This window comes from Corynebacterium sp. HMSC063G05 (assembly GCF_001810555.1).
In the GTDB taxonomy this organism is placed as follows: Bacteria; Actinomycetota; Actinomycetes; order Mycobacteriales; family Mycobacteriaceae; genus Corynebacterium; species Corynebacterium jeikeium_D.
The window spans coordinates 35,059-54,228 of record NZ_KV801857.1 but is presented as its reverse complement, the minus strand read 5'-3'; the positions used below and the strand labels follow the sequence as shown (position 1 = coordinate 54,228).

The 19,170-nt window shown below is 58.0% G+C and carries 19 protein-coding genes; 11 read left to right on the top strand and 8 right to left on the bottom strand.

The window, feature by feature from the left end:
• The 5 genes from HMPREF2751_RS07465 to holA all read left to right on the top strand — a co-directional run bounded on the left by HMPREF2751_RS07465 (position 1) and on the right by holA (position 5,953).
• A complete protein-coding gene (locus HMPREF2751_RS07465; protein ID WP_070595790.1) occupies positions 1-708 on the top strand; it encodes a histidine phosphatase family protein in 708 nt (235 codons plus the stop codon).
• A complete protein-coding gene (locus HMPREF2751_RS07460; RefSeq protein ID WP_070595789.1) occupies positions 698-2,041 on the top strand; it encodes a DegV family protein in 1,344 nt (447 codons plus the stop codon). Before HMPREF2751_RS07465 ends, HMPREF2751_RS07460 begins: the two co-directional genes overlap by 11 nt.
• A gap of 126 nt (positions 2,042-2,167) precedes the next feature.
• Positions 2,168-2,938 carry a ComEA family DNA-binding protein gene (locus HMPREF2751_RS07455; protein WP_246823190.1) on the top strand — a complete coding sequence of 257 codons (771 nt, stop codon included), beginning with the start codon at positions 2,168-2,170 and terminating at the stop codon, positions 2,936-2,938.
• A complete protein-coding gene (locus tag HMPREF2751_RS07450; protein ID WP_070595787.1) occupies positions 2,922-4,898 on the top strand; it encodes a ComEC/Rec2 family competence protein in 1,977 nt (658 codons plus the stop codon). The genes HMPREF2751_RS07455 and HMPREF2751_RS07450 overlap by 17 nt, the downstream gene beginning before the upstream one ends.
• Complete coding sequence (gene holA, locus HMPREF2751_RS07445) at positions 4,895-5,953, top strand: DNA polymerase III subunit delta (RefSeq protein ID WP_083304425.1); 1,059 nt, start codon at positions 4,895-4,897, stop codon at positions 5,951-5,953. Before HMPREF2751_RS07450 ends, holA begins: the two co-directional genes overlap by 4 nt.
• A gap of 37 nt (positions 5,954-5,990) precedes the next feature.
• Here the strand turns inward: holA and HMPREF2751_RS07440 are convergent, their stop codons facing one another.
• From HMPREF2751_RS07440 to HMPREF2751_RS07430, 3 genes are all read right to left on the bottom strand, one after another.
• Positions 5,991-6,425 (bottom strand): OsmC family protein, encoded by a 435-nt coding sequence (locus tag HMPREF2751_RS07440; RefSeq protein WP_049190829.1) that lies wholly within the window; start codon positions 6,423-6,425, stop codon positions 5,991-5,993.
• Positions 6,426-7,003: 578 nt separating this feature from the next.
• The gene (gene rpsT / locus HMPREF2751_RS07435; protein ID WP_016422323.1) at positions 7,004-7,270 is read right to left on the bottom strand and encodes a 30S ribosomal protein S20; all 267 of its coding nucleotides are present in this window, start codon (positions 7,268-7,270) and stop codon (positions 7,004-7,006) included.
• A gap of 272 nt (positions 7,271-7,542) precedes the next feature.
• The gene (locus HMPREF2751_RS07430; protein ID WP_069359618.1) at positions 7,543-8,157 is read right to left on the bottom strand and encodes a type II toxin-antitoxin system PemK/MazF family toxin; all 615 of its coding nucleotides are present in this window, start codon (positions 8,155-8,157) and stop codon (positions 7,543-7,545) included.
• 162 nt (positions 8,158-8,319) lie between these two features.
• On the opposite strand from HMPREF2751_RS07430, the gene lepA reads away from it, so the two are divergent.
• From lepA to HMPREF2751_RS07410, 5 genes are all read left to right on the top strand, one after another.
• The gene (lepA, locus tag HMPREF2751_RS07425) at positions 8,320-10,167 is read left to right on the top strand and encodes a translation elongation factor 4 (protein WP_070595786.1); all 1,848 of its coding nucleotides are present in this window, start codon (positions 8,320-8,322) and stop codon (positions 10,165-10,167) included.
• 23 nt (positions 10,168-10,190) lie between these two features.
• Complete coding sequence (locus tag HMPREF2751_RS10760; RefSeq protein WP_141747454.1) at positions 10,191-10,898, top strand: hypothetical protein; 708 nt, start codon at positions 10,191-10,193, stop codon at positions 10,896-10,898.
• 304 nt (positions 10,899-11,202) lie between these two features.
• Positions 11,203-12,219: an ankyrin repeat domain-containing protein gene (locus HMPREF2751_RS07420; RefSeq protein ID WP_070595785.1), complete on the top strand. Its 1,017-nt coding sequence runs from the start codon at positions 11,203-11,205 to the stop codon at positions 12,217-12,219.
• 91 nt (positions 12,220-12,310) lie between these two features.
• Complete coding sequence (locus HMPREF2751_RS07415) at positions 12,311-13,894, top strand: cation:proton antiporter family protein (RefSeq protein ID WP_070595784.1); 1,584 nt, start codon at positions 12,311-12,313, stop codon at positions 13,892-13,894.
• Positions 13,895-13,971: 77 nt separating this feature from the next.
• On the top strand, positions 13,972-14,544 hold the full coding sequence (locus tag HMPREF2751_RS07410) for a histidine phosphatase family protein (RefSeq protein ID WP_049172631.1): 573 nt from the start codon (positions 13,972-13,974) through the stop codon (positions 14,542-14,544).
• Positions 14,545-14,823: 279 nt separating this feature from the next.
• Here HMPREF2751_RS07410 and HMPREF2751_RS07405 read toward each other — a convergent pair whose 3' ends face one another.
• The gene (locus tag HMPREF2751_RS07405) at positions 14,824-15,909 is read right to left on the bottom strand and encodes a lipoate--protein ligase family protein (protein WP_070595783.1); all 1,086 of its coding nucleotides are present in this window, start codon (positions 15,907-15,909) and stop codon (positions 14,824-14,826) included.
• An 8-nt stretch (positions 15,910-15,917) separates the two neighbouring features.
• On the opposite strand from HMPREF2751_RS07405, the gene HMPREF2751_RS07400 reads away from it, so the two are divergent.
• A complete protein-coding gene (locus tag HMPREF2751_RS07400; RefSeq protein WP_070595782.1) occupies positions 15,918-16,562 on the top strand; it encodes a cation efflux transmembrane domain-containing protein in 645 nt (214 codons plus the stop codon).
• Between the two features lie 43 nt (positions 16,563-16,605).
• Here HMPREF2751_RS07400 and nagB read toward each other — a convergent pair whose 3' ends face one another.
• The 4 genes from nagB to HMPREF2751_RS07380 all read right to left on the bottom strand — a co-directional run bounded on the left by nagB (position 16,606) and on the right by HMPREF2751_RS07380 (position 19,114).
• Positions 16,606-17,391, bottom strand: a complete 786-nt coding sequence (gene nagB, locus HMPREF2751_RS07395; RefSeq protein WP_070595781.1) for a glucosamine-6-phosphate deaminase — start codon at positions 17,389-17,391, stop codon at positions 16,606-16,608.
• Positions 17,392-17,552: 161 nt separating this feature from the next.
• Positions 17,553-17,864 (bottom strand): hypothetical protein, encoded by a 312-nt coding sequence (locus tag HMPREF2751_RS07390; RefSeq protein WP_070595780.1) that lies wholly within the window; start codon positions 17,862-17,864, stop codon positions 17,553-17,555.
• Between the two features lie 81 nt (positions 17,865-17,945).
• Positions 17,946-18,260, bottom strand: a complete 315-nt coding sequence (locus tag HMPREF2751_RS07385) for a cupin domain-containing protein (protein ID WP_049193606.1) — start codon at positions 18,258-18,260, stop codon at positions 17,946-17,948.
• Between the two features lie 65 nt (positions 18,261-18,325).
• Positions 18,326-19,114 carry a MerR family transcriptional regulator gene (locus tag HMPREF2751_RS07380; protein WP_070595779.1) on the bottom strand — a complete coding sequence of 263 codons (789 nt, stop codon included), beginning with the start codon at positions 19,112-19,114 and terminating at the stop codon, positions 18,326-18,328.
• Positions 19,115-19,170: the final 56 nt, after the last annotated feature.

Sequence of the window (19,170 nt, the reverse complement as noted above, 5' to 3'; positions counted from 1 at the left end):
GTGGCGGGCTCACGCGAGGCACATGTTGCCGCTCGACGTCGCCTGATTATGCTGCGGCACGGGCAGACATCGTATAACGCTACCGGCCGCATTCAGGGACAGCTGGACACGCAGCTTTCCGACGTTGGCCGCGAGCAAGCCCGTACTGCGGCGCAATACCTGGCGGAGGCTGAACCGCGAATCACAAAAATCGTGTCCTCCGACCTGACCCGGGCAGCCGACACCGCCCGCGCGCTAGCCCAGGCCACCGGTGCAGAGTTGAGTTTTGATAAGCGCCTGCGTGAGACCAACCTCGGTGAATGGCAAGAGCGCACCTACGACGAGATTGACTCCGCGTTTCCCGGTATGCGTGACCACTGGCGCCATAATCTCAACTGGGCGCCCAAGGGCGGCGAGACCCGTTTTGAGGTTTCCAACCGAATGCTGGCGGTCATTGCTGAGCTAGCGGCTAACCCCGATTGGGAGTCGGATACCTTTGTGCTCGTATCCCACGGTGGTGCCATTGCTGCCGCTACCGCAGCCCTGCTGCAGATGCCGCGCGACTACTTCAGCACGTTCAACGGCCTGGGCAACACTGCGTGGGTCGAAATGGAGCAGCGCACGCGCGTCAATGGTGAGACCTCCTGGTACCTGAATGCTTTTAACGCGAAGGTCCGTGAGCGGGAGTCGCAGGTTTCTCATTCTTCAGGAGGCCGCCATGCCCGGTGACGGTCGCGTTCGCATTGTTGTCGATGACACCGCGTGCCTGATGCCGGAGGTTGCCCGCAAGCTCGACATCACCGTGGTTCCCATCGGCCATGACATCAATGAAGACGCCGTCACCACGTCGGCAGTCAGTCCACTGAAGTTGTGCGCCGCATATGCGCGTGCGCTGGAACGCTCCAACAAGGATGGTTCTGACGCTGGCGTTGTCGCCCTGCATCTTGGCAAGGGAATGTCCGCTACCTGGTCTAACGCTGTCACCGCTGCTGGTGCGCTGGACCGTGTGACCATCATCGATACCGACACCGTCGGAGCTGGAGTCGGTGCCGCTGCCATCGCGGCAGCTAAGGCCGCGCGTGCCGGGGCCAGTCGTGATGAGGTTGCCGATGTAGCTCGTGATGTGCTGCAGCGCTATCGACTCTGGTTGTTCGTACCGAAGCTTGACTCGCTGCGCCGTGGCGGTCGCATCTCTGCAGGCCAAGCAATGCTCTCCACGGCTCTCGCTATCAAGCCCATCGTCGGTATTAAAGATGGCTCACTAGCGCTGGTCGCCAAGTGCCGGACAGAGGCGAAGGTCAAGCAGCGCATGGTGGATTTCGCCACGAAGATGGTGCGGTCCGCGTCATCGGCGAACCGTCCGCCTGCGGTATTGCTGCATCATTCCGATGCGCTTGACGACGTTCACGAGCTCCAGGCCATGCTTGCCGAAGAGCTACCCGACGATACCCGGTTTAGAATCCTGGATTTGCCGGAGTCTCTTACCGCTCATGTCGGGCAGGGAGCCTATGCAGTTGGCATGGTCTCCGGTGGCTCGATTGATTCGAATGCCATGGATTTTGAAACAGAGATGGGCGTGACAGCGCTGCTCCACAGTGTGGAGGAGAGTGACGCGCCTGCTGTTGATGCTGTGGCTGCAGACGCGGTAGACGACGATTCCGGGAACATAGACAATTCCGGTGACTCTGCTGACACGGACGGTTCGGCTGAAAACGCTGGCACCACGGGCCCAGGTGAGCCAATCACCGACCAGGCTGAGGTGAAAGTAGTTGAGAATCCGGCTGCCAGTCGCAACCGCAATAAACGAATCCATCGCACAGTCGTGACTAATGAACAGGGAATTCCTCTTTTCACCACGGCTGTTTCGAAATTGCCAACGTGGAGTGAGAATCGCCAAGCAGCCCTGGACAAGGCTGAGCGTCTGGCGAAAGCTATCTCTGATTTGGCGTTGCGCGATAAGTCCGATCCTGAGGGAGCTGTATTTGGCACCGAAGGGGAGAAATCGCGGGAGTCGTCGTCAAGCGACAAGCGTGATGATGACGGCGACGTGAAGAAGAAGTAGTTGCTGAACTGCGAAGATGATGTGGCCTGTGGATAACCTCCGCAGGTCATTTTTTATCCACAGATGACGCCTTGATGAGTGCTTTCGTCAAGGTGGGGCGTGGTGCGGGGCGCTAGTGTGCGCATCGTGACGAATTTGCGGAATCGGCTGGCGGACTATCTGGAACCGATTGATCAAGACAAGCGCATGGCGGTGGACTTTTCCACGCGCCGGGCGGTGGTGACGCCGCGGGTGGCGATGGCTGCGTGCCTTGTGATTGCGGTGTTGGCTGTTGGAGCAATCGCTGCGGTGGTGTGGCCGTCGACGCCGCAGGTGGAGATGCCTGCGGTGCAGGACGCGGCTGACGCGGGGACGACACCGGAGACGCCCGAGACCTCAGCGGAGATGCCGGGCGGTCCGGGGCAGGAGACTAACGCTCAGGCACAGGCGGGGCCGTTGATTGTGTCGGTGGTGGGGTTGGTTGTGAATCCTGGCGTGGTGGAGGTGCCAGTGGGTGCGCGGGTGGTGGAGGCAATTGAGCGTGCGGGTGGGCTTTTGCCGGAGGCTAATCCCGCCAGCGTGAACCTGGCGGCGCCATTGGTAGATGGTCAACAGATTGTGGTCGGGACAGAGGCGCTGCCAGCAGGAACGGCGGAGGGTGGTTCCGATGTTTCTGGCGGTTCTGGCGCCGGTGCTGCGGGCATGGCCGATCCGAGCGGCTCTGACGGCAAAATCAACATCAACACCGCCACTGCTACGCAGCTGGAGGAATTGCCCGGAATTGGACCCGCAACAGCGACCAAAATCATTGACTTTCGCGAAAAGAACGGGCCTTTTGCGAGCATCGACGCACTTGAGGAGGTTCCGGGAATCGGCCCGGCGAAGGTAGAGGCTCTGCGCGATGCCGCCACCGTCTGACCTGCGCGCTCGTGCTGGGCTCGATGTTCGGCTAGTGCCAGCAGCGGTGCTGGCGTGGGCGACTGCGGTGACAGTGATCATGCGCCCAGAATGGGCGATAGTTGTGGCACCGTGCGCGATCGTGACTGCGGTGGTGTTGCCGTGGGCGTGGCAGCGTTGGTCGTGGCGATGGGGAAGAGGTGCGGTGACCTCCGGCTGGCGAGCAATCGCCACTATCGTGGTGCCAGCTGTGGCGGTGGCCAGTGTTGCGGTGGCCACGCGAATCCGCATAGCGCAAGCCCGAGCCCACGAGCTCTATGACGACATTGGCGGGATGGCGAAAGTGCAATTGCGCCTCGTCACCGAGCCGAAAGCAACCGAGTTTGGGGCCAGTGCGAAGGCCCGCATCGAAGGTCTTCCGGGGCAGGTGACGGCTTTCGGCGACGAGTCACTGTTGGCTATCACGAGAGACACCGTAATTGAATCCACAGCCGGTATACGTGTGGCCAGCAAGCCCTGCATTAGTGGTATCCAGCTGAATCTGCGCGGTGATGTTGAGGTCATCGCGCCACCACAGGGGCTGGCAGCTGACGTGAGGCAGCAGCTCTTTGACTCGGCGCAGAATCTCCCCGTTGGTCCCGACCGCCTGATTCCCGCCATGGCCATCGGCGATGAGCGCGGCTTTAGCCTCACCGATGGCGATGTGATGACTGCTTCTGGGCTTTCACATCTATCAGCGGTCTCTGGAGCGAACGTTGCGCTTGTTGTCGGGGCTGTTGTAGCCGTGTTTTCGTGGGCTGGACCGCGGGTGCGCGTCGCAGTCGCCGCGCTTGCCCTGTATGGCTTTGTGGCAATTGTGGGTACAGAACCGTCAGTGCTACGCGCGGTGGTCACCGGCTGCATTGGGCTGTTGGCGATTCTTGTAGGACGAGCTGGCCAGGCCATCGCGGCGCTGTCGGCTGGCATTATTGGGTTGATTCTCCTGGCTCCAGACCTATCGGTATCAGTGGGCTTCGCCCTCTCGGTCGCAGCCACCGCCGGGTTAGTCCTTCTTGCCGAGCCCCTTGCCAGACGCCTGTCCGCCACCACCGTTATGGGTACCTGGCCCGCCCCAGTAGTCCGCGCCGTCGCCGTATCGATTGCCGCACACGTGGTCACCATGCCCGTATTGGCGCTTCTCATCGGCGAAATTAGTCACGTCTCACTGCTCGCCAATCTCCTCGCCGCGCCCGCCGTCGCACCGGTTACTATCGCTGGTTCGCTCGCTGCCGTTGCCGCCGCACTGCATCTCAATTGGCTGGTCAGTGCGCTGCTCTGGTGCGCCGCGCCGTGCGCATGGTGGATTCATCAGGTCGCACGCCTCGCTGCGGGAATCGTCGCGCCCGCCACTGGGACGGTCACGTTGGTCATCTCCTGCACGCTCACGTTCGCATGCTTGACGGCGCTCTGGGCGTGGCCCCGTCTTGCGCTCCGCGCTGGGGCCTTCGCTGCTGTCTTGGCAGCCGGTAGTTATGCCGTTATTTGGGTGTTCGGCCTCGACATTGCGCGTGCCCCACAGGGGTGGAAGCTTGCAGCCTGCGCTGAGAAGAACCAGATCGTTCTCATTCACGCGGGTACTGCCGGAGAACCCGCCAACCATGTTGCATCGGTTGGTTACCCTGCACCGACCCCGCTCAGCCGGCAGTGCCGAATTGCGCTCGGACTCACCGAGCAAATGACGTGGCATACCCAGGTACTGGATACTGCCGCAGATAACACCACGACAGAAACCGTGGTGGTGGAATCCCCGTCGTATATCGCTGAAGCCGTGAGCGGCCAACCGCTCCAATCGCACCGCTCACCCCAGTGGTTTATCGCCCGCGAGTGTGGTCCGCGCGTGCGAGAAACCGTAATGACACCCGAGCACATTCCTGTGGTGTGCCCACAGCGAGATGGGCCGCAAGCTCTCTATTCGAATGGCGAAGTCTGGCGAGGAAGGTGAAATCCGGGCTGTCCCGTAGGCTAGAAACAATAGTCGCAGGAATCAACGCGGAAAAGAGGTCGGGATTGAGCGCCGTCGCACCCGTGAATTTGATTGTGGGCAAAGAGGAACTGCTGAAAGACCGCGCCCGCCTCGCCATTGTCGCTGCCGTCCGCGCGCAGGCAGCAACGGAGTCCGATCCGGGCGGACGCTCGGTGCCTGTGACCACCATCCGTGCAGGGGACATGACCACTGTTGACGCGGTGGAGCTCTTCAGCCCCTCATTGTTTGGGGATGACCGGATCGTGGTTGTTACCGACTGCCAAGACGCCGGCAAAGAGCCTGCCAAGCTGTTGATGGATTCGGTTAAGGATCCCGCGCCGGGCATCACGTTGATTCTCCTTCACAGCGGTGAGGGGCGTCAGAAAAAGATGGTCGCTGGCCTGCGTAAGTTGGGGGTCCGCTTTTTCGAAGCTCAACCGCTTAAGCGAAACGACTTGCCCGGTTTTGTTGGCGAAGAATTCGCCTCACACGGGGTTAAGGTGCGTCGCGACGTCATCGATACCGTCCTGGATGCGGTCGGTTCAGACCTCCGCGAACTAGCCACCGCTATTTCCCAGCTCTGTGCAGACACCGCGGGCAAGGTCACCTCGGAAGCAGTGCGCACCTACTACGGTGCTTCGGCGGAGGTCTCGGGCTTTGAGATTGCCGAGCTCGCACTGCGCGGTCGGGGTGGGGAAGCGTTGGCGAAGATGCGCCGTGCTTTGCAGCTGGGAATGGCACCGGCACTGCTGTCGGCTGCAATCACGGGAATGGTCGGTGATGTAGCTCGGCTCCACGGCGCACGTGGCGTTAATGCTCGCAGGGATGCCCACCGCTATGGCATGCCGCCGTGGAAGTTGGAGAAAACTCAGCGGTTGGCTTCGGCCTGGTCAACTCCGGCGGTCGCTCGCGCTGTGGTTGTTGCGGCACAGCTGGATGCGGACACCAAGGGAGCCTCATCGACGCCGGAACTATCGCTGGAACAGTCGGTGCTTCGTATCGCGGAGCTGGCCCATTCGTCCCATAGGCGTTAAGCCTTGAGAGGCCGTGGCGAAAACCAGCGATTTTCCGCTATGCGAGTTCGAAGGACGAGGCCGCAGGGTTAGACAGCGTGTCCTGAACCGGGCAGTGGGATTCAACAAAGCCGAGGAATGCGACCAGTTCCTCCCTCGTGTTGTCTGCATCAATGTGGAAGCGGGTGTGAATCTCGGAGAAACCGATCTTTGCTTCCGGGTTTTTCCCCATGAAACCGTCTGGATCGAGCACACCGGAGCACTCAACCTTGACATCGTTGAGCTTGATGCCGTGGGCAGCGGCGAATGAGCGGACAACGATGCACTTGCAGGCGCCGAGGGCTCCGAGCAGCGCCTCGACCGGGTTCATGCCCGCGTTGGTTCCCCCGAGGTCAGTAGGCTCGTCCAAAGTGAAGCTCATGTCTCGAGAGGTCACCGTGGTTTCGAGGTTGGTTGGGGCATGCGCGACCGTTGTGAAAGTTGTCTTCGGCATGACGTTCCTTCCTGTAGAAATTGTGCTGGCGTAGTCGATTCTCGTGGATACTCAGATAATGCGCAGCAATTTTAGGGTTAATAGACAAGAAGTCTGTCAGATTCAAGACATTCCAGCAGGTCACGTTATGTAAATCGCGCTTGAATAGGGGCTCGGTTCTGCGAATACGTGTCTGGGCCTGATTCAAACCCGTTTTCCGGTCAATCCACCGGAGTCGCAACCGCATTCGCTGGCCGTGTGTTGGTGGCTGCATGTCGGTGTGCTGGAACCGAAGCGATGGAAATCAACAACCAACAGTGTGGGAGGCGGGGCCCAGGCCCTGCTCAAAGGGCTGCAAATGTGAAACTGTGTGAGTTTATGACACTTTCAAGCCATTTTTCAGGCCATTTTTGTCATAAACGTAGTCAGTAACTCGCATCGCCCCACCGCCGCCAGCCATAAACGCAGTCACTAACTCGCGTTGGGGTTAAATAATAAAAACCGCCTCCCGCCACATCCGAAATGAAATCGGAAAATAGCAGGAAGCGGTTAATTTCACGGCACAAGCGCCACAAGAACGGCACAGCGCCAAAAGGGAATTAGCCCTCCAGCTTGTTGAAAGCCTTAGCCATACCGGACTTCTTGTTAGCCGCAGTGTTGCGGTGGAAGACGCCCTTGGTGACAGCCTTGTCCAGCTTGCGGGAAGCAACGCGCAGCTGAGCCTCAGCAGCAGCCTTGTCGCCAGCCTCAACAGCAGCCTGGAACTTGCGGATCTCAGTGCGGACTGCGGAGCGGATAGCCTGGTTACGCAGGCGAGCCTTCTCGTTGGTCTTGTTGCGCTTGATCTGGGACTTGATGTTTGCCATCGTGAATACCTCTTGTATCCGTAGTAGTTGGAATTGTTACCGCCCGCCACCAAGAAAAGTCCTGATCACAGTGCAAATTTCGGGTCGAACCTCTGCTGGTCAAACTAATTAACCAGCGAGTTAAAACCGCCCACTGCGCTTATACGACGATGAAAACGCGAACCCAAGGTCCTGCCCGCGCTCGCCGCAAAGGAACGCAACGGTAAACAACTTGCAGAATTCTAGCAAACAGCGCTGCCTAATACCAGCCGCTGCCTAACTCCAGCTACTGCCTAATTCCAGCCGTAATCTCCGCGAAGTCGGGCGGCGATGAGCTCAAAGCGCCTACGGGGCATCATCGCACCTGCGCGGCGAATACCCGATTCTGGGATGAGCAAGATACGGTCCATGCGAACCCACGATGGCTTGGGGTCTTCATTCCAGAACCCGCTGCCGATAAACAGCCACTCCGGGTGCTCACTGTGCTCGCTGCGGGTGGAAATCAGCATGCCCAATAGGTACTGGTCATGGCGCCCAACCACGACCACAGCGCGCTCGCGCAGGGCAGCATTTTCACCTTCGAGCTGCAGCGGAATCCATACCACTTCGCCGGGGTCGGCCTGACCATCCATGTCGGGGCTGTAGACGATTGTGCGGGCCAACTCCGCGGTTGGGCGCGCGATGGTCACCGAATCTCGCAGTCGAAGTAGAGCCTCCTTGGACTCGTCGGAAAGCGAGGTGTCCTGAGCGAGCCCAAGTTGCGTGTTGAGCTTAAACAGTGCCTCATCGAGGGTGTCGGGGCCGCGGAACCACTCGGTACCGGCGAAAAGACGCGCGCTGATGCGATTGCGCAGGCGGCGTGGCCAGCTTTCGCGTTCATTTTTATCGGTGGACGAAGTGGAGCTCATGGAATCTAAGTCTAGAGGTTTAGTGCGGAGGGAATCGATAGGTAAGATTGTGCGTGATTGTATTTAAGCCCGGCTGGTCGGTTTTCGAGGCCGGCGCATATGGGTCGGCCAACGCCGCGCCCCAATGCCCATAACGTCTTTATTTTTCGGAGTAGACCCAACGTGACCAAGAATTTTGCGGAGCAGACTTTTACGGACCCCTCACGGATTCGAAATTTCTGCATTATTGCGCACATTGACCACGGTAAGTCCACCCTGGCGGACCGAATTCTGCAGCTCTCGGGTGTTGTGGAGGCGCGCGACATGCGCGATCAGTACCTCGACAATATGGATATTGAGCGCGAACGCGGCATCACTATTAAGGCCCAGAACGTGCGCCTGCCGTGGGTTCCGAGCACAGGTCAGCACGCGGGGGAAGAGATTGTCCTGCACCTGATTGATACGCCTGGTCACGTTGACTTCACCTACGAGGTCTCGCGTGCGCTAGAGGCGTGTGAAGGCGCGATTCTGCTTGTCGACGCCGCTCAGGGCATCGAAGCGCAGACGCTGGCCAATCTGTACTTGGCCATGGAAAATGACCTGGAGATCATCCCAGTTCTGAACAAAATTGACCTGCCGGCCGCGGATCCGGATAAGTACGCGGAGGAAATCGCGCACATTATCGGTTGCGAGCCGGAAGATGTCATGCGTGTTTCGGGCAAGACCGGTGAGGGCGTTGCGGAGATGCTCGACCGAGTCTGTGAGCTCGTCCCGGCACCGGTCGGCGATCCGGAGGCGCCTGCTCGTGCGCTGATTTTTGACTCGGTCTACGACACCTACCGTGGTGTGGTCACGTACATCCGTGTTGTTGATGGGCAGCTCAAGCCGCGTGAAGTCATTCAAATGATGTCCACCGGCACCAAGCACGAGCTGTTGGAAATCGGCATTGTTTCGCCGCAACCGAAGAAGTGTAAGGGACTTGGCGTCGGCGAGGTCGGTTATCTCATCACTGGTGTGAAGGACGTCCGTCAGTCCAAGGTCGGTGATACCGTCACGCTGAACGCAACGCCGGCGGAGGAGCCGCTGGAGGGCTACGCAGAGCCAAAGCCGATGGTCTACTCAGGTCTGTTCCCAATCTCTCAGCAGGACTATCCTGACCTGCGTGATGCGTTGGAAAAGCTCCAGCTTAACGACGCTTCGTTGACATTCGAACCGGAGACTTCGGTTGCCCTCGGGTTTGGTTTCCGCGGTGGCTTCTTGGGCTTGCTGCACATGGAGATTACCCGTGCCCGCCTCGAGCGCGAGTTCGACCTGGATTTGATTTCGACGGCTCCGAACGTTGTCTACCGCGTTGTCATTGAGGACGGCACCGAGGTCACTGTTCACAATCCGAGTGACTGGCCGGAGGGCAAGCTCCGCGAAATTTACGAGCCGATGGTCAAGTGCACCATCGTTGTGCCGAGTGAATTCGTTGGCCCCACCATGGAGCTGTGTCAGCAGAAGCGCGGTGAGATGGGCGGTATGGACTACCTGTCGGAAGACCGCGTGGAGCTGCGCTACAAGATGCCACTGGGCGAGATTATCTTCGACTTCTTCGACATGCTGAAGTCCCGTACCAGGGGGTATGCCTCGCTGAACTACGAAGATGCCGGCGAGCAGCTTGCGGATCTGGTCAAGGTGGATATCCTCCTGCAGGGCGAAGCAGTCGATGCTTTCTCCGCTATCGTCCACCGCGACAACGCCCAGTGGTACGGCAACAAGATGACCAAGAAGCTGCGCGAGCTGATTCCTCGCCAGCAGTTCGAGGTCCCGGTTCAGGCTGCAATCGGTTCGAAGATTATCGCCCGCGAAAACATCCGTGCACTGCGCAAGGACGTCCTTGCTAAGTGTTACGGCGGTGACATTTCCCGTAAGCGCAAGCTGCTGGAGAAGCAGAAGGCCGGTAAGAAGCGCATGAAGAACATCGGTTCGGTCTCGGTGCCACAGGAGGCATTCGTGGCTGCGCTGTCCACCGACGAGGGCGGTAAGTAGCCGTCTGAAGCCCCCACACCGCCATGGATTTCTGGCAAGCGGCTGCCGTCGCATTAATTTCTTCATTAGCCACGTTCTTGATTGCTTCCTGGGATCGCTTGCGTGCGAACGAAAGTAACTTTAGAGAGTCTTTATCCGTTAGTCTTTATGACGCTGGAATCGCAGCAGCTCAATGTTCTAGTGAAGTCCGTACTCTAAATTTGTTCAGCGGTTCTATGTTAGAAGCTAATCGAAAGAAATTAGAAGTACTACGGGCGTTGCGTGAATATGAATCTGCCGCGGCAAGAGTTGCACATTCAACGTCTGATATCGGTATTTATTGCTTGATGGATGAAGCTATTCATATGAATTGGGATGATATTTCGTTTATTGAAAATCTGGAGATGCGCTCGATTGATTCTTTAGGTCGGAAATACGCCATTGTCCATGAAGGTGATAGGATCCGTGTTTCGGAGATATCGCAGCGATTAATGAGAAACTCTCATGTTTGGTCGGCGACGCAATTACACAATTCACTTGTTTATAAGAAATATCACGTTAAACGCGAAATTGTGGATTCTTGTGATTCCAGTGATGCAATAGGGAACTGTCAAAGGAAAGCTTATTCTTACTCATTCGAGGATAAAAGGATAATCCCAAAATTAGGGAAGCGTTTTCTAAAAGTAGTGTTGTTTCCAGTTTGGGCCCCTATTGAATTGGTTCAGTATATGAAGAGGAAGAATTCTCAGTAGGGTTCCACGGCTGAAAAGGGTATTTCTATTTTGTGTTATTATTGTATTCTGTGGTAGCTCTGAAATTTAAATCATTGTTTTTGTTTTTCCCAAGTTTAGTTTTCTGACTTCTAATTATTGCTTCTAGGGATATTGCGACGGTCCATTTGTCAATTTCCCGCGCCAAACTCTCTGACTTCCGCTAGTCTGCGTGCATAACCTAACGATGCTGTTGCTTCGTGAGGTGTCAACCAATCACGCACGACTCCATTGACTCGTCATCCCATTTGCCCAAGCCCCATAGGCGCGTAGAAAGGGCCGTCACATGCCACGGAAGCGGAAGAAACTGGTCGAGAACTTCGAAGAGCTGCTCGAAGCCGGTGACATGGATGCACTGAAGGCCGTCTATGACACTTGCGCTCTCGACGCAGTCTTTGGCTACAGCAAGGACACTGCACTGGCGCTCCGTGGCACCCCACCAGAGCTCATGCGCTGGCTAATCGACCAGGGGATCGACGTCAACACCGAGAACCGCTTCGGTAAAACCGCCCTGGCAGAGCACGCAAGCCGGGGCGACATCGACAAGATGAAGCTCCTGCTCGACTGCGGTGCAGACATCGAAGCGGGCACCCATCCGCCGCTTTTCATGGCTGCGAAGAGCCATCAGCCCAAGGCCATTGCGCTTCTGCTGGAAAATGGCGCTGACCTTCACCGCGAGAACCGGCTCGGTCACGGCCGGACAGCGTTCAAAGAGGCCGTCGCTACCGCCGATACCGATGCCCTAAGTCGAGTCCTAGAGAGTATCGAGGTGCTCCTGGACGCTGGGTCGGAAATCGACGACGAAGTCCGCGAAGAGTTCACCAAATTCGGTCGCCGCTACAACCGCATGTCAGACAAGCAGCGCGACAAGTACCAGCCGGTCATGGATCGCCTCTACGAGGGCATCGGTGCGGAACGTCCGGACGTGATTACGCCTCACGATGGCCACAGCGACATCATTGTCCCCGCAGGCAAGTCGACCAACGGCCAGTTCCGATACCTCTGGAACTACCTGGTGCCGGGTGGTGGCGCAGCCGCGACTGTGCAGGGCGAGGTTATTCGAATCGTTGGCCGGCTCGGGTACGAGGCCCTGGAGATGGGCTACGTCAACTGGGACGAAGACTTTGTCGCGATGACCGACTTTTGGCTGGAGACGGTTGGGGCTGCCGAGGATGCAATGGCCGTCGTAAAGCAGCGTAAAGCTGGTGAGCAGGACGTTGATGCGCTGACGGCAGGGGCGGTCGCGTGGGTGGCGGAGCACCCGCAGCCGATTGCATTGGGCGAGGTTCCGTACCGACGCTAGCTCCCAAGACGCTAGCCCCAGTCGGGTGGCAAAGAACGGTTAATGGCCAACCTCTGCATTTATCAGTTGTGTCAGCCGTTATCTTTGATGGGTGGAATCCGTATACCTAACAGCAATACTGTTTTCGATTATCGGCGGGCTCGGTGCGTCGTTGCTTCGGCTGCCGCCGCTGATTGGTTTCCTTGGGGCCGGTTTTGCCGTTCATGCAATGGGGCTCGAGGAAATCCCGTTCATTGATTCGCTGGCCGAGCTCGGTGTTACCACCTTGCTGTTCACGATTGGTCTGAAGCTAAATCCGAAGGATATCGTGGCGCCGCGAGTGGTCTTTTCGGGGTTGGGCCACGCATTTTTAAACACGGTAGTTTTTGCCGCGCTATTCGGTATCGCCAGTTTCTTGCCGCTGCGTGAGCTCACCGGGCTGTCGGTGACTGCGTTGATTTACATCGGCATTGCGACTTCCTTCTCGTCGACGGTGTTCGTGATGAGCCACTTGGAGGAGCAGAACCGCGGTGCTTCGGCCATCGGACGCATCGCGATTGGTGTGCTCATTCTGCAGGACATCATTGCGGTTGGTGTGCTGGTGGCATCGTCGGGTAAGACCCCGGAGCTGTGGGCGCTGGCTCTACCACTGTTGTTCTTCATCCGTCCGCTGGCGGCGCGTCTTCCCAACCGCATGTTCCGCACTGAGCTGCTGGTTCTCACCGGTATCGGCATCGCAGTGGCCGCGTACTCGGCTTTCGAGCTGGCAGGGCTGTCCGGCTCGCTGGGCTCCTTGGTTGCCGGTATTCTGCTGTCCTCGCACCCAATTTCTGACCGTCTGTCGGAAGCTCTGATTAGTATCCGCGAGCTGCTGCTGGTCGCGTTCTTTATCCAAATTGGCCTCGGTGGTCTGCCAAGTGCTGGCGGCTACGTTATCGCCGCGATTATGGTCCTGTTCCTGGTGTTCAAGGTCACTATCTTCATCGGGATCCTCAAGCGCACCGGACTGTCCCTGCGCACTAGCGCGTTGGCGGGCCTGACGCTGAGTAACTACTCGGAGTTCGGTCTCATTGTCATGGCAGCGGCGACGCAACAGGACATTCTGCCCGATGAGTGGACCTCGATCATGGCGGTCGCCGTGGCGGGTAGCTTCATTGCCAGCTCGCTGATGGTCCCGCATGAGGACAAGCTGGTCAGCTTCCTGCAGAAGTTCGTCCCAGAAACCCCAGAGGACCGCCTGGTCCCAGAAGAGGCAACGGTCATTATTGATAACGCTGATGCCCTCATCATGGGTATGGGGCGCGTCGGCGTCGGTGTCTACGGCAGGTTGGTTAATGAGTACGGCATGAACGTCTTCGGCGTTGACTTCGATGAGGATCGCATCGAAGAGCTGCGTGAGCAGGGCTACCAGGTTATCTCGGGTGATGTGACAGACCCAGAGCTGTGGCACCACATCGAGTTGGAGAAGAAACCAGCGCTGTACGTGTTGGCGCTGTCTGAGCACGCTGAGACCTACGCGATGATTCAGAACATCCGTAAGCAGGACACCGAAGCCGTGGTTGCTACCACCACTAAGGTGCAGAGGTTTAAGGATCAGCTTCTCAACGTTGGTGCCGACATGGCCGTCTACCTTTATGACGGTGCTGGCGAGGAGCTTGCCGACCGCGCAGTGGAAACACTTAAGCAGCGTTCGTAGCCGGATCCGTGACCCCGTGATGGGCTAGCAGGGCTGCCGCGGCTAACCGCACTTTCAGATAAGCCTAAGCTGGAACTATGACTGATTTATATCTCGTGCGGCACGGCGAAACTGAGTGGTCGCGCACTGGACAGCACACATCGGTAACTGATCTTCCTCTGACTGACAACGGTCGGGAAGAAGCCGAGGCCCTGAACGGCTGGCTGGATCCGAAGGACTTTGGGCTAGTGCTGGCATCACCCCGCCAGCGTGCCCAAGAGACCGCTCGATTGGCAGGATTCCACGACTTCGAAGTCGAAGAGGATCTCGCGGAATGGTTCTACGGCGACTACGAGGGGATTACCTCGAAGGAAGTGCAGAAGACTGTTCCCGACTGGCAGATTTGGACTCACGGTGTGCCCAATGGCGAAACCGCGGAAGAAGTCCGCAAGCGCGTTGAACGTGTAGTCAAAAGGGTTCGTGAATCGGGTGAAGACAAGGCGATTCTATTCGCCCACGGTCACTCGCTGCGTGCGCTCACTACGGCCTGGTTGGAACTGCCCATTGAACTTGGCCAGTCCTTCCCATTGAATACTGCGTCCCTGTCAGTGCTTGGTCGCTACCATGACCGGCCTGCGGTTCTGCGCTGGAACCTCTCGCGGGGGCTGTAGCGGCGTTGTGGCCAGTGTCTCGGTGAATTCGCCGACACCGTTCAAGCTCTGTAGTGGGCGCCCGTGAATCACAATTCCGGTGCCTTCGATATCGGGGAGACCACCACGGCGGTGTTGTTACGGCGCGCGCCGAACCCTTCACCAGGTTTTGGTGCATATTCGCAGGATAGGACCCAATTGCACGCTCGCCGCTCACGTCGACTCTCCTTTGTTTACTTGTCTCCTTTAGTTAACTCCTTTTCCCGACCAGCTGTCGTATACAAGTAAGCAGTGCGACGTTTAGGGGACTCGGTGAGTCCAGCCCTCCGTGCCGTATTTGGTGTCAATAAGATGCTGCGCCGCAGCGAAGTCCTCGTCGGAAAGCGATACCTCGGCGGCGCCGTAGCGGTTGATGAATGTCTGCTTCATCGCGTCAATGACTTCGGCGCGGCTGGCACCCGTCTGGCGGCGGAGCGGATCGACGCGCTTCTTTGCGCTGCGCAAGCCCTTGTCGGCAATCTTGGCCTTGCCAATGCGCAGGACTTCCATCATCTTGTCAGCGTCGATGTCGTAGCTCATGGTGACATGGTGGAGCACCGTCGAACCACGGCGCTTCTGCGCGGCACCACCAATCTTGCCGCCATCGGAGGTGATGTCATTGATGGGGACATACCACGCATTGACGCCGAGCTGCGCGAGCGCAGCGATAACCCAGCGGTCGAGGAATTCATAGGATTCGACGTAGCTAAGGCCAGCGACCAGCTTCTCTGGCACATAGAGCGAGTAGGTGACGCAGTTGCCGCCCTCCATGAACATCGCACCGCCGCCGGAAAGACGACGCACCACCTGTACGTCGTGCTTCTCTACGCCCTCGGGTTCGAGTTCGTTGACGTAGGACTGGTAGGAGCCGATGACGGTGGCACGGTCTTCCCAATCCCAGAACCGCAGAGTTGGACCACGTTGACCAGAATTGACCTGGTCAAGGAGGACTTCGTCGAGGGCAACATTCAGCACCGTTGGCAGGACACCCGGCTGCAAAACCTCCCACTCCAAATCGGTGAAGTCGACAGCCTGCGTCAGTGCGCGGCGAACGACCTGCGCAATAACGTGGGTATCAAAGCCATGCAGTCGCACCTCGCGGTCGGATTGATCCTCAAAATCCTTTAGCGCCGCATCGAGGCGAGCCTGAAGGCGTTCCGTGTTGTCCTCGGCAGGCGCACCGAGGAGAGCGTCATTAATGATGTCGTAGGCCTCATCGGGTTCGAGGAAAAAGTCGCCCGAAATGCTTATCGACGAAATAGTGTCGCCTGTGGTCTCGCAGTCGGCGACAACCAATTTGCCGCCGGGAACCTTCATCTCTGAGTGGAATTTCTGTGCGGAGGTCATAGGTTTCGATGGTACTCGCGGCGGGCGTTACGATATCCCCCGTGTTTACCTCATCGACTTTGGATCACCGCGCCCGCAGAATTGTCGCGTGGGTTGCAGGCCTGAATCTTCTCGGCTTCTTCATTGAACTAGTTGTTGCCTCAGTTATTGGCTCCGCAGCCCTGTTTGCTGACGCTGCGGGCTTTCTTGAAGATTTCCTCATCAACCTGCTGGTTCTCACCGCATTGGGTTGGTCGCTGGCGAGCCGTCGTAAAGCGAGCTTCGGCCTTGCCGGGCTGATTCTGATTCCGGCGATCGCGGCGTTCGGCACTGCCATTTGGAAGATGATTAGCGGTGAGCCACCAGAGCCGCTAACTCTGTCGGTGACGGCGATTATTGCGATGGTCATCAACCTGGTCTGCGCGATTTTGCTGATGAACCTGCGCAAGGCCGACAGTGCGCTCATGCGTGGCGCGTGGTTGGCGGCGCGTAACGACGTCCTGGCGAACCTGCTCATCCTCGCCGCCGGAGTAGTCACCGTTTTCTGGTTCAGCGCATGGCCGGACATCGTCGTGGGACTTGTCATCGGCGTCATTAATCTCACGGCCGCGAAGGAAGTTTACGAGCAGGCGCGTGCCGAAGACCCCGAGCTAGAGATGGATGATGACGACTAGCGCTGACTAGTCGTGGGAGGAAGGGGCCGGGGAGGGCCGGGGCCTACTTCCACATATCCTTCTGCCACTGCGGCTTATGAGCGTAGGTGAACTCGTAGTATTCCTTGTTCTTCAGCTCACTGGCTGCAGCTTGGTCAATCACAACCGTGGCTCGCGGGTGCAGCTGCAACACGGAAGCCGGCATGGAAGCGCTCAGTGGGCCCTCGATGGAGGCGGCAATAGCGTGCGCCTTTGCGGTGCCGGTGGCCAGCAGCAGGAGGTGCCCCGCACGTGAAATGGTGCCAAGCCCTTGGGTGACCACGTGGTACGGCACGTCTTCTGCAGAGTCGAAGAACCGGGCGTTATCGAGCACGGTCTGCGGGTGCAGCGTCTTAATGCGCGTTAGGGAACCAAAAGAGCTGGCGGGCTCGTTAAAACCGACATGGCCATTGGTGCCGATGCCCAGCAACTGAATGTCGATGCCGCCGGCCTCGATGATCTTTCGCTCGTAATCCTCGCAGGCCGCGCCGATATCGTCCGCGAGGCCATCGGGAATGTGGACCCTCGCCGGGTCGACATCCACGTGATCGGAAAACTCATTGTGAATCACGTGGTAGTAGCTCTGCTCATGCTCGATGGGCAGCCCCACGTACTCGTCTAGTGCGAAGAAACTGCAGTCTTCGAAGGTGACTTCACCAGCCCGATGGCGACGGATCAGTTCCCGATACGTCGCAAGCGGAGTCGATCCTGTCGCTACACCGAGGTTTCCACCTTTGTTGGCGTAGTGAGCGAGGTAGTCCGAAGCGATGCTCGCGACTTCGGCCTCAGAATCGACGATGATGATTTCCATGGTGGAACACTCCTGAAAACGAGGGCTCGTGGCAGAAATTGCAAAAGGTGCGAGACAGAGTACCAGTGACTCCACAACGCTAAGCGCTATAGCCCTATTCAGATGAGGTTAATCTGCCATGGGGTTAGACCTGTAATTGAGCCCTGTTTTTCCTGCGTAGGCTACTTCACCCAGAAGTTGCCGTCTTCATCCTTGTAGATGATGTCGCCAGCCTGAGCGACCTGGGTGTCGTTAACCTGAAGCTCAACCAAATCCAGCGTTTCGACGATTGGTTCAATGTAGACGCCACCGTTAAACCAAACCTTGAAAGCATCTGCTGAAGTCGAAGAACCGGAGAAACGGTGTTCTTCATACTTGTGCACTGGTGCAAAGGGGCAACCAATAGCCTGTGCGACAGCTGGAGAGGCAGCAACAGCGCCCAGCACAGTAGCGGCACCGATGGCGACAGCGGCGATAGAGCGAGAGAATTTCATGGTTAATTCCTTCCCGAGTCGGGGATATGACGGAGTTATGGAGATGCCGAAGTGTGCACTGTCAGCTGCTGTTGCTGTGGGCTAGACTGAGCCTTCTTTTTCAATGACAAGCATGCGCGCCTCGCCCTGCGGGTGCGCGACATGTTCGTCGCCGGCTTCTGCGAAACAGATAGTGCCAGGCGTTAATGTGCGTACGCATTCCTCTCCCGCATCGCGGTAGTGCATATCGACGGCTCCGTCGACAACCACAAAGACCTCTTCGCCATCATTGATGTGCCACTTGTATGGCTGATCGCTCCAGTGGAGCCGAACGCTTGTGGCTCCAGTCATAGTGACCACATCCAGTGCGCCCCACGGGCGATCAGCGGTGAAGTCTGCGGCTTCGATGAATTTCATGAGGCAATTCTATGCCGATTCAGTCCCGGATCGGAAGGCCGGGCTGAACGGCTGCTTCCCTGTATTTACCGCCACTCGGCAGTTGCCGGGTCAATGCCTTCCTTACGGGCCTGAGCTTCAATCAGCTCCAGCAGGTAGCCAGCATTGCCGCGGTAGTACCGATCAAACCGGGAATCAGCGACGTACATGCGAGCCAACAGAATCTGCTTTTCTCGACCAGCCTCGTAGAAGCGAGTAATAGAGGCCAAGTGACGGTCAACTAGCTCGGCCGCCTCAGCGGAACCGGGCTCGACGTGGCGCTCGGCGGCGTCGGCAAGCGCATCGGCAAAATCCTTAGCCTCTGCTTCAAGCTCGGCCCAGTCGCTGTCCTTCATCTTTTCCTGAGCCTGCTGAGACTGCTCCCACTCAGTAGTGTCGCCCCAGCGCTCCTCAGCTTCGGCTTCGAGTTTCTGCCAGTCACGGCCCAAAAGCTCTGCCTTCGTCTTTGCTTCCATCGTGTGTCCTTCCTCAATCAGTTTGTCCAAAGACTGCACCATGTGGTGCAGGTCAGCGATCTTTTCGGTGAGAACAGTTCGCTGTGCGAGCAAACGATCTTTTCGACTTCTCGGGGAGGAATCGCCGTGGATGAACTCCTCGATAGTCTTCAACGGCACACCAGCGGCGCGGTAGACCAGAATCTCCAGCGCGGTGTCGATGTCCTCGTCGGTGTAGAGGCGGTAGTCGGACCACGTGCGATACTGCGGGCTGAGTAGTCCGATGGCATCCCAATGCCTCAGCGTGCGCGTGGTAACGCCCAGGAGCTCGGCTGCCTCGCCGATGGTGTACTCGTTGTCGTTGTTGCTCACGGGAATCATCTTTCTGTTTGACGCCGCGTCAAGGTCAAGACCTGACGCCGAAATCCGTCGAGGAA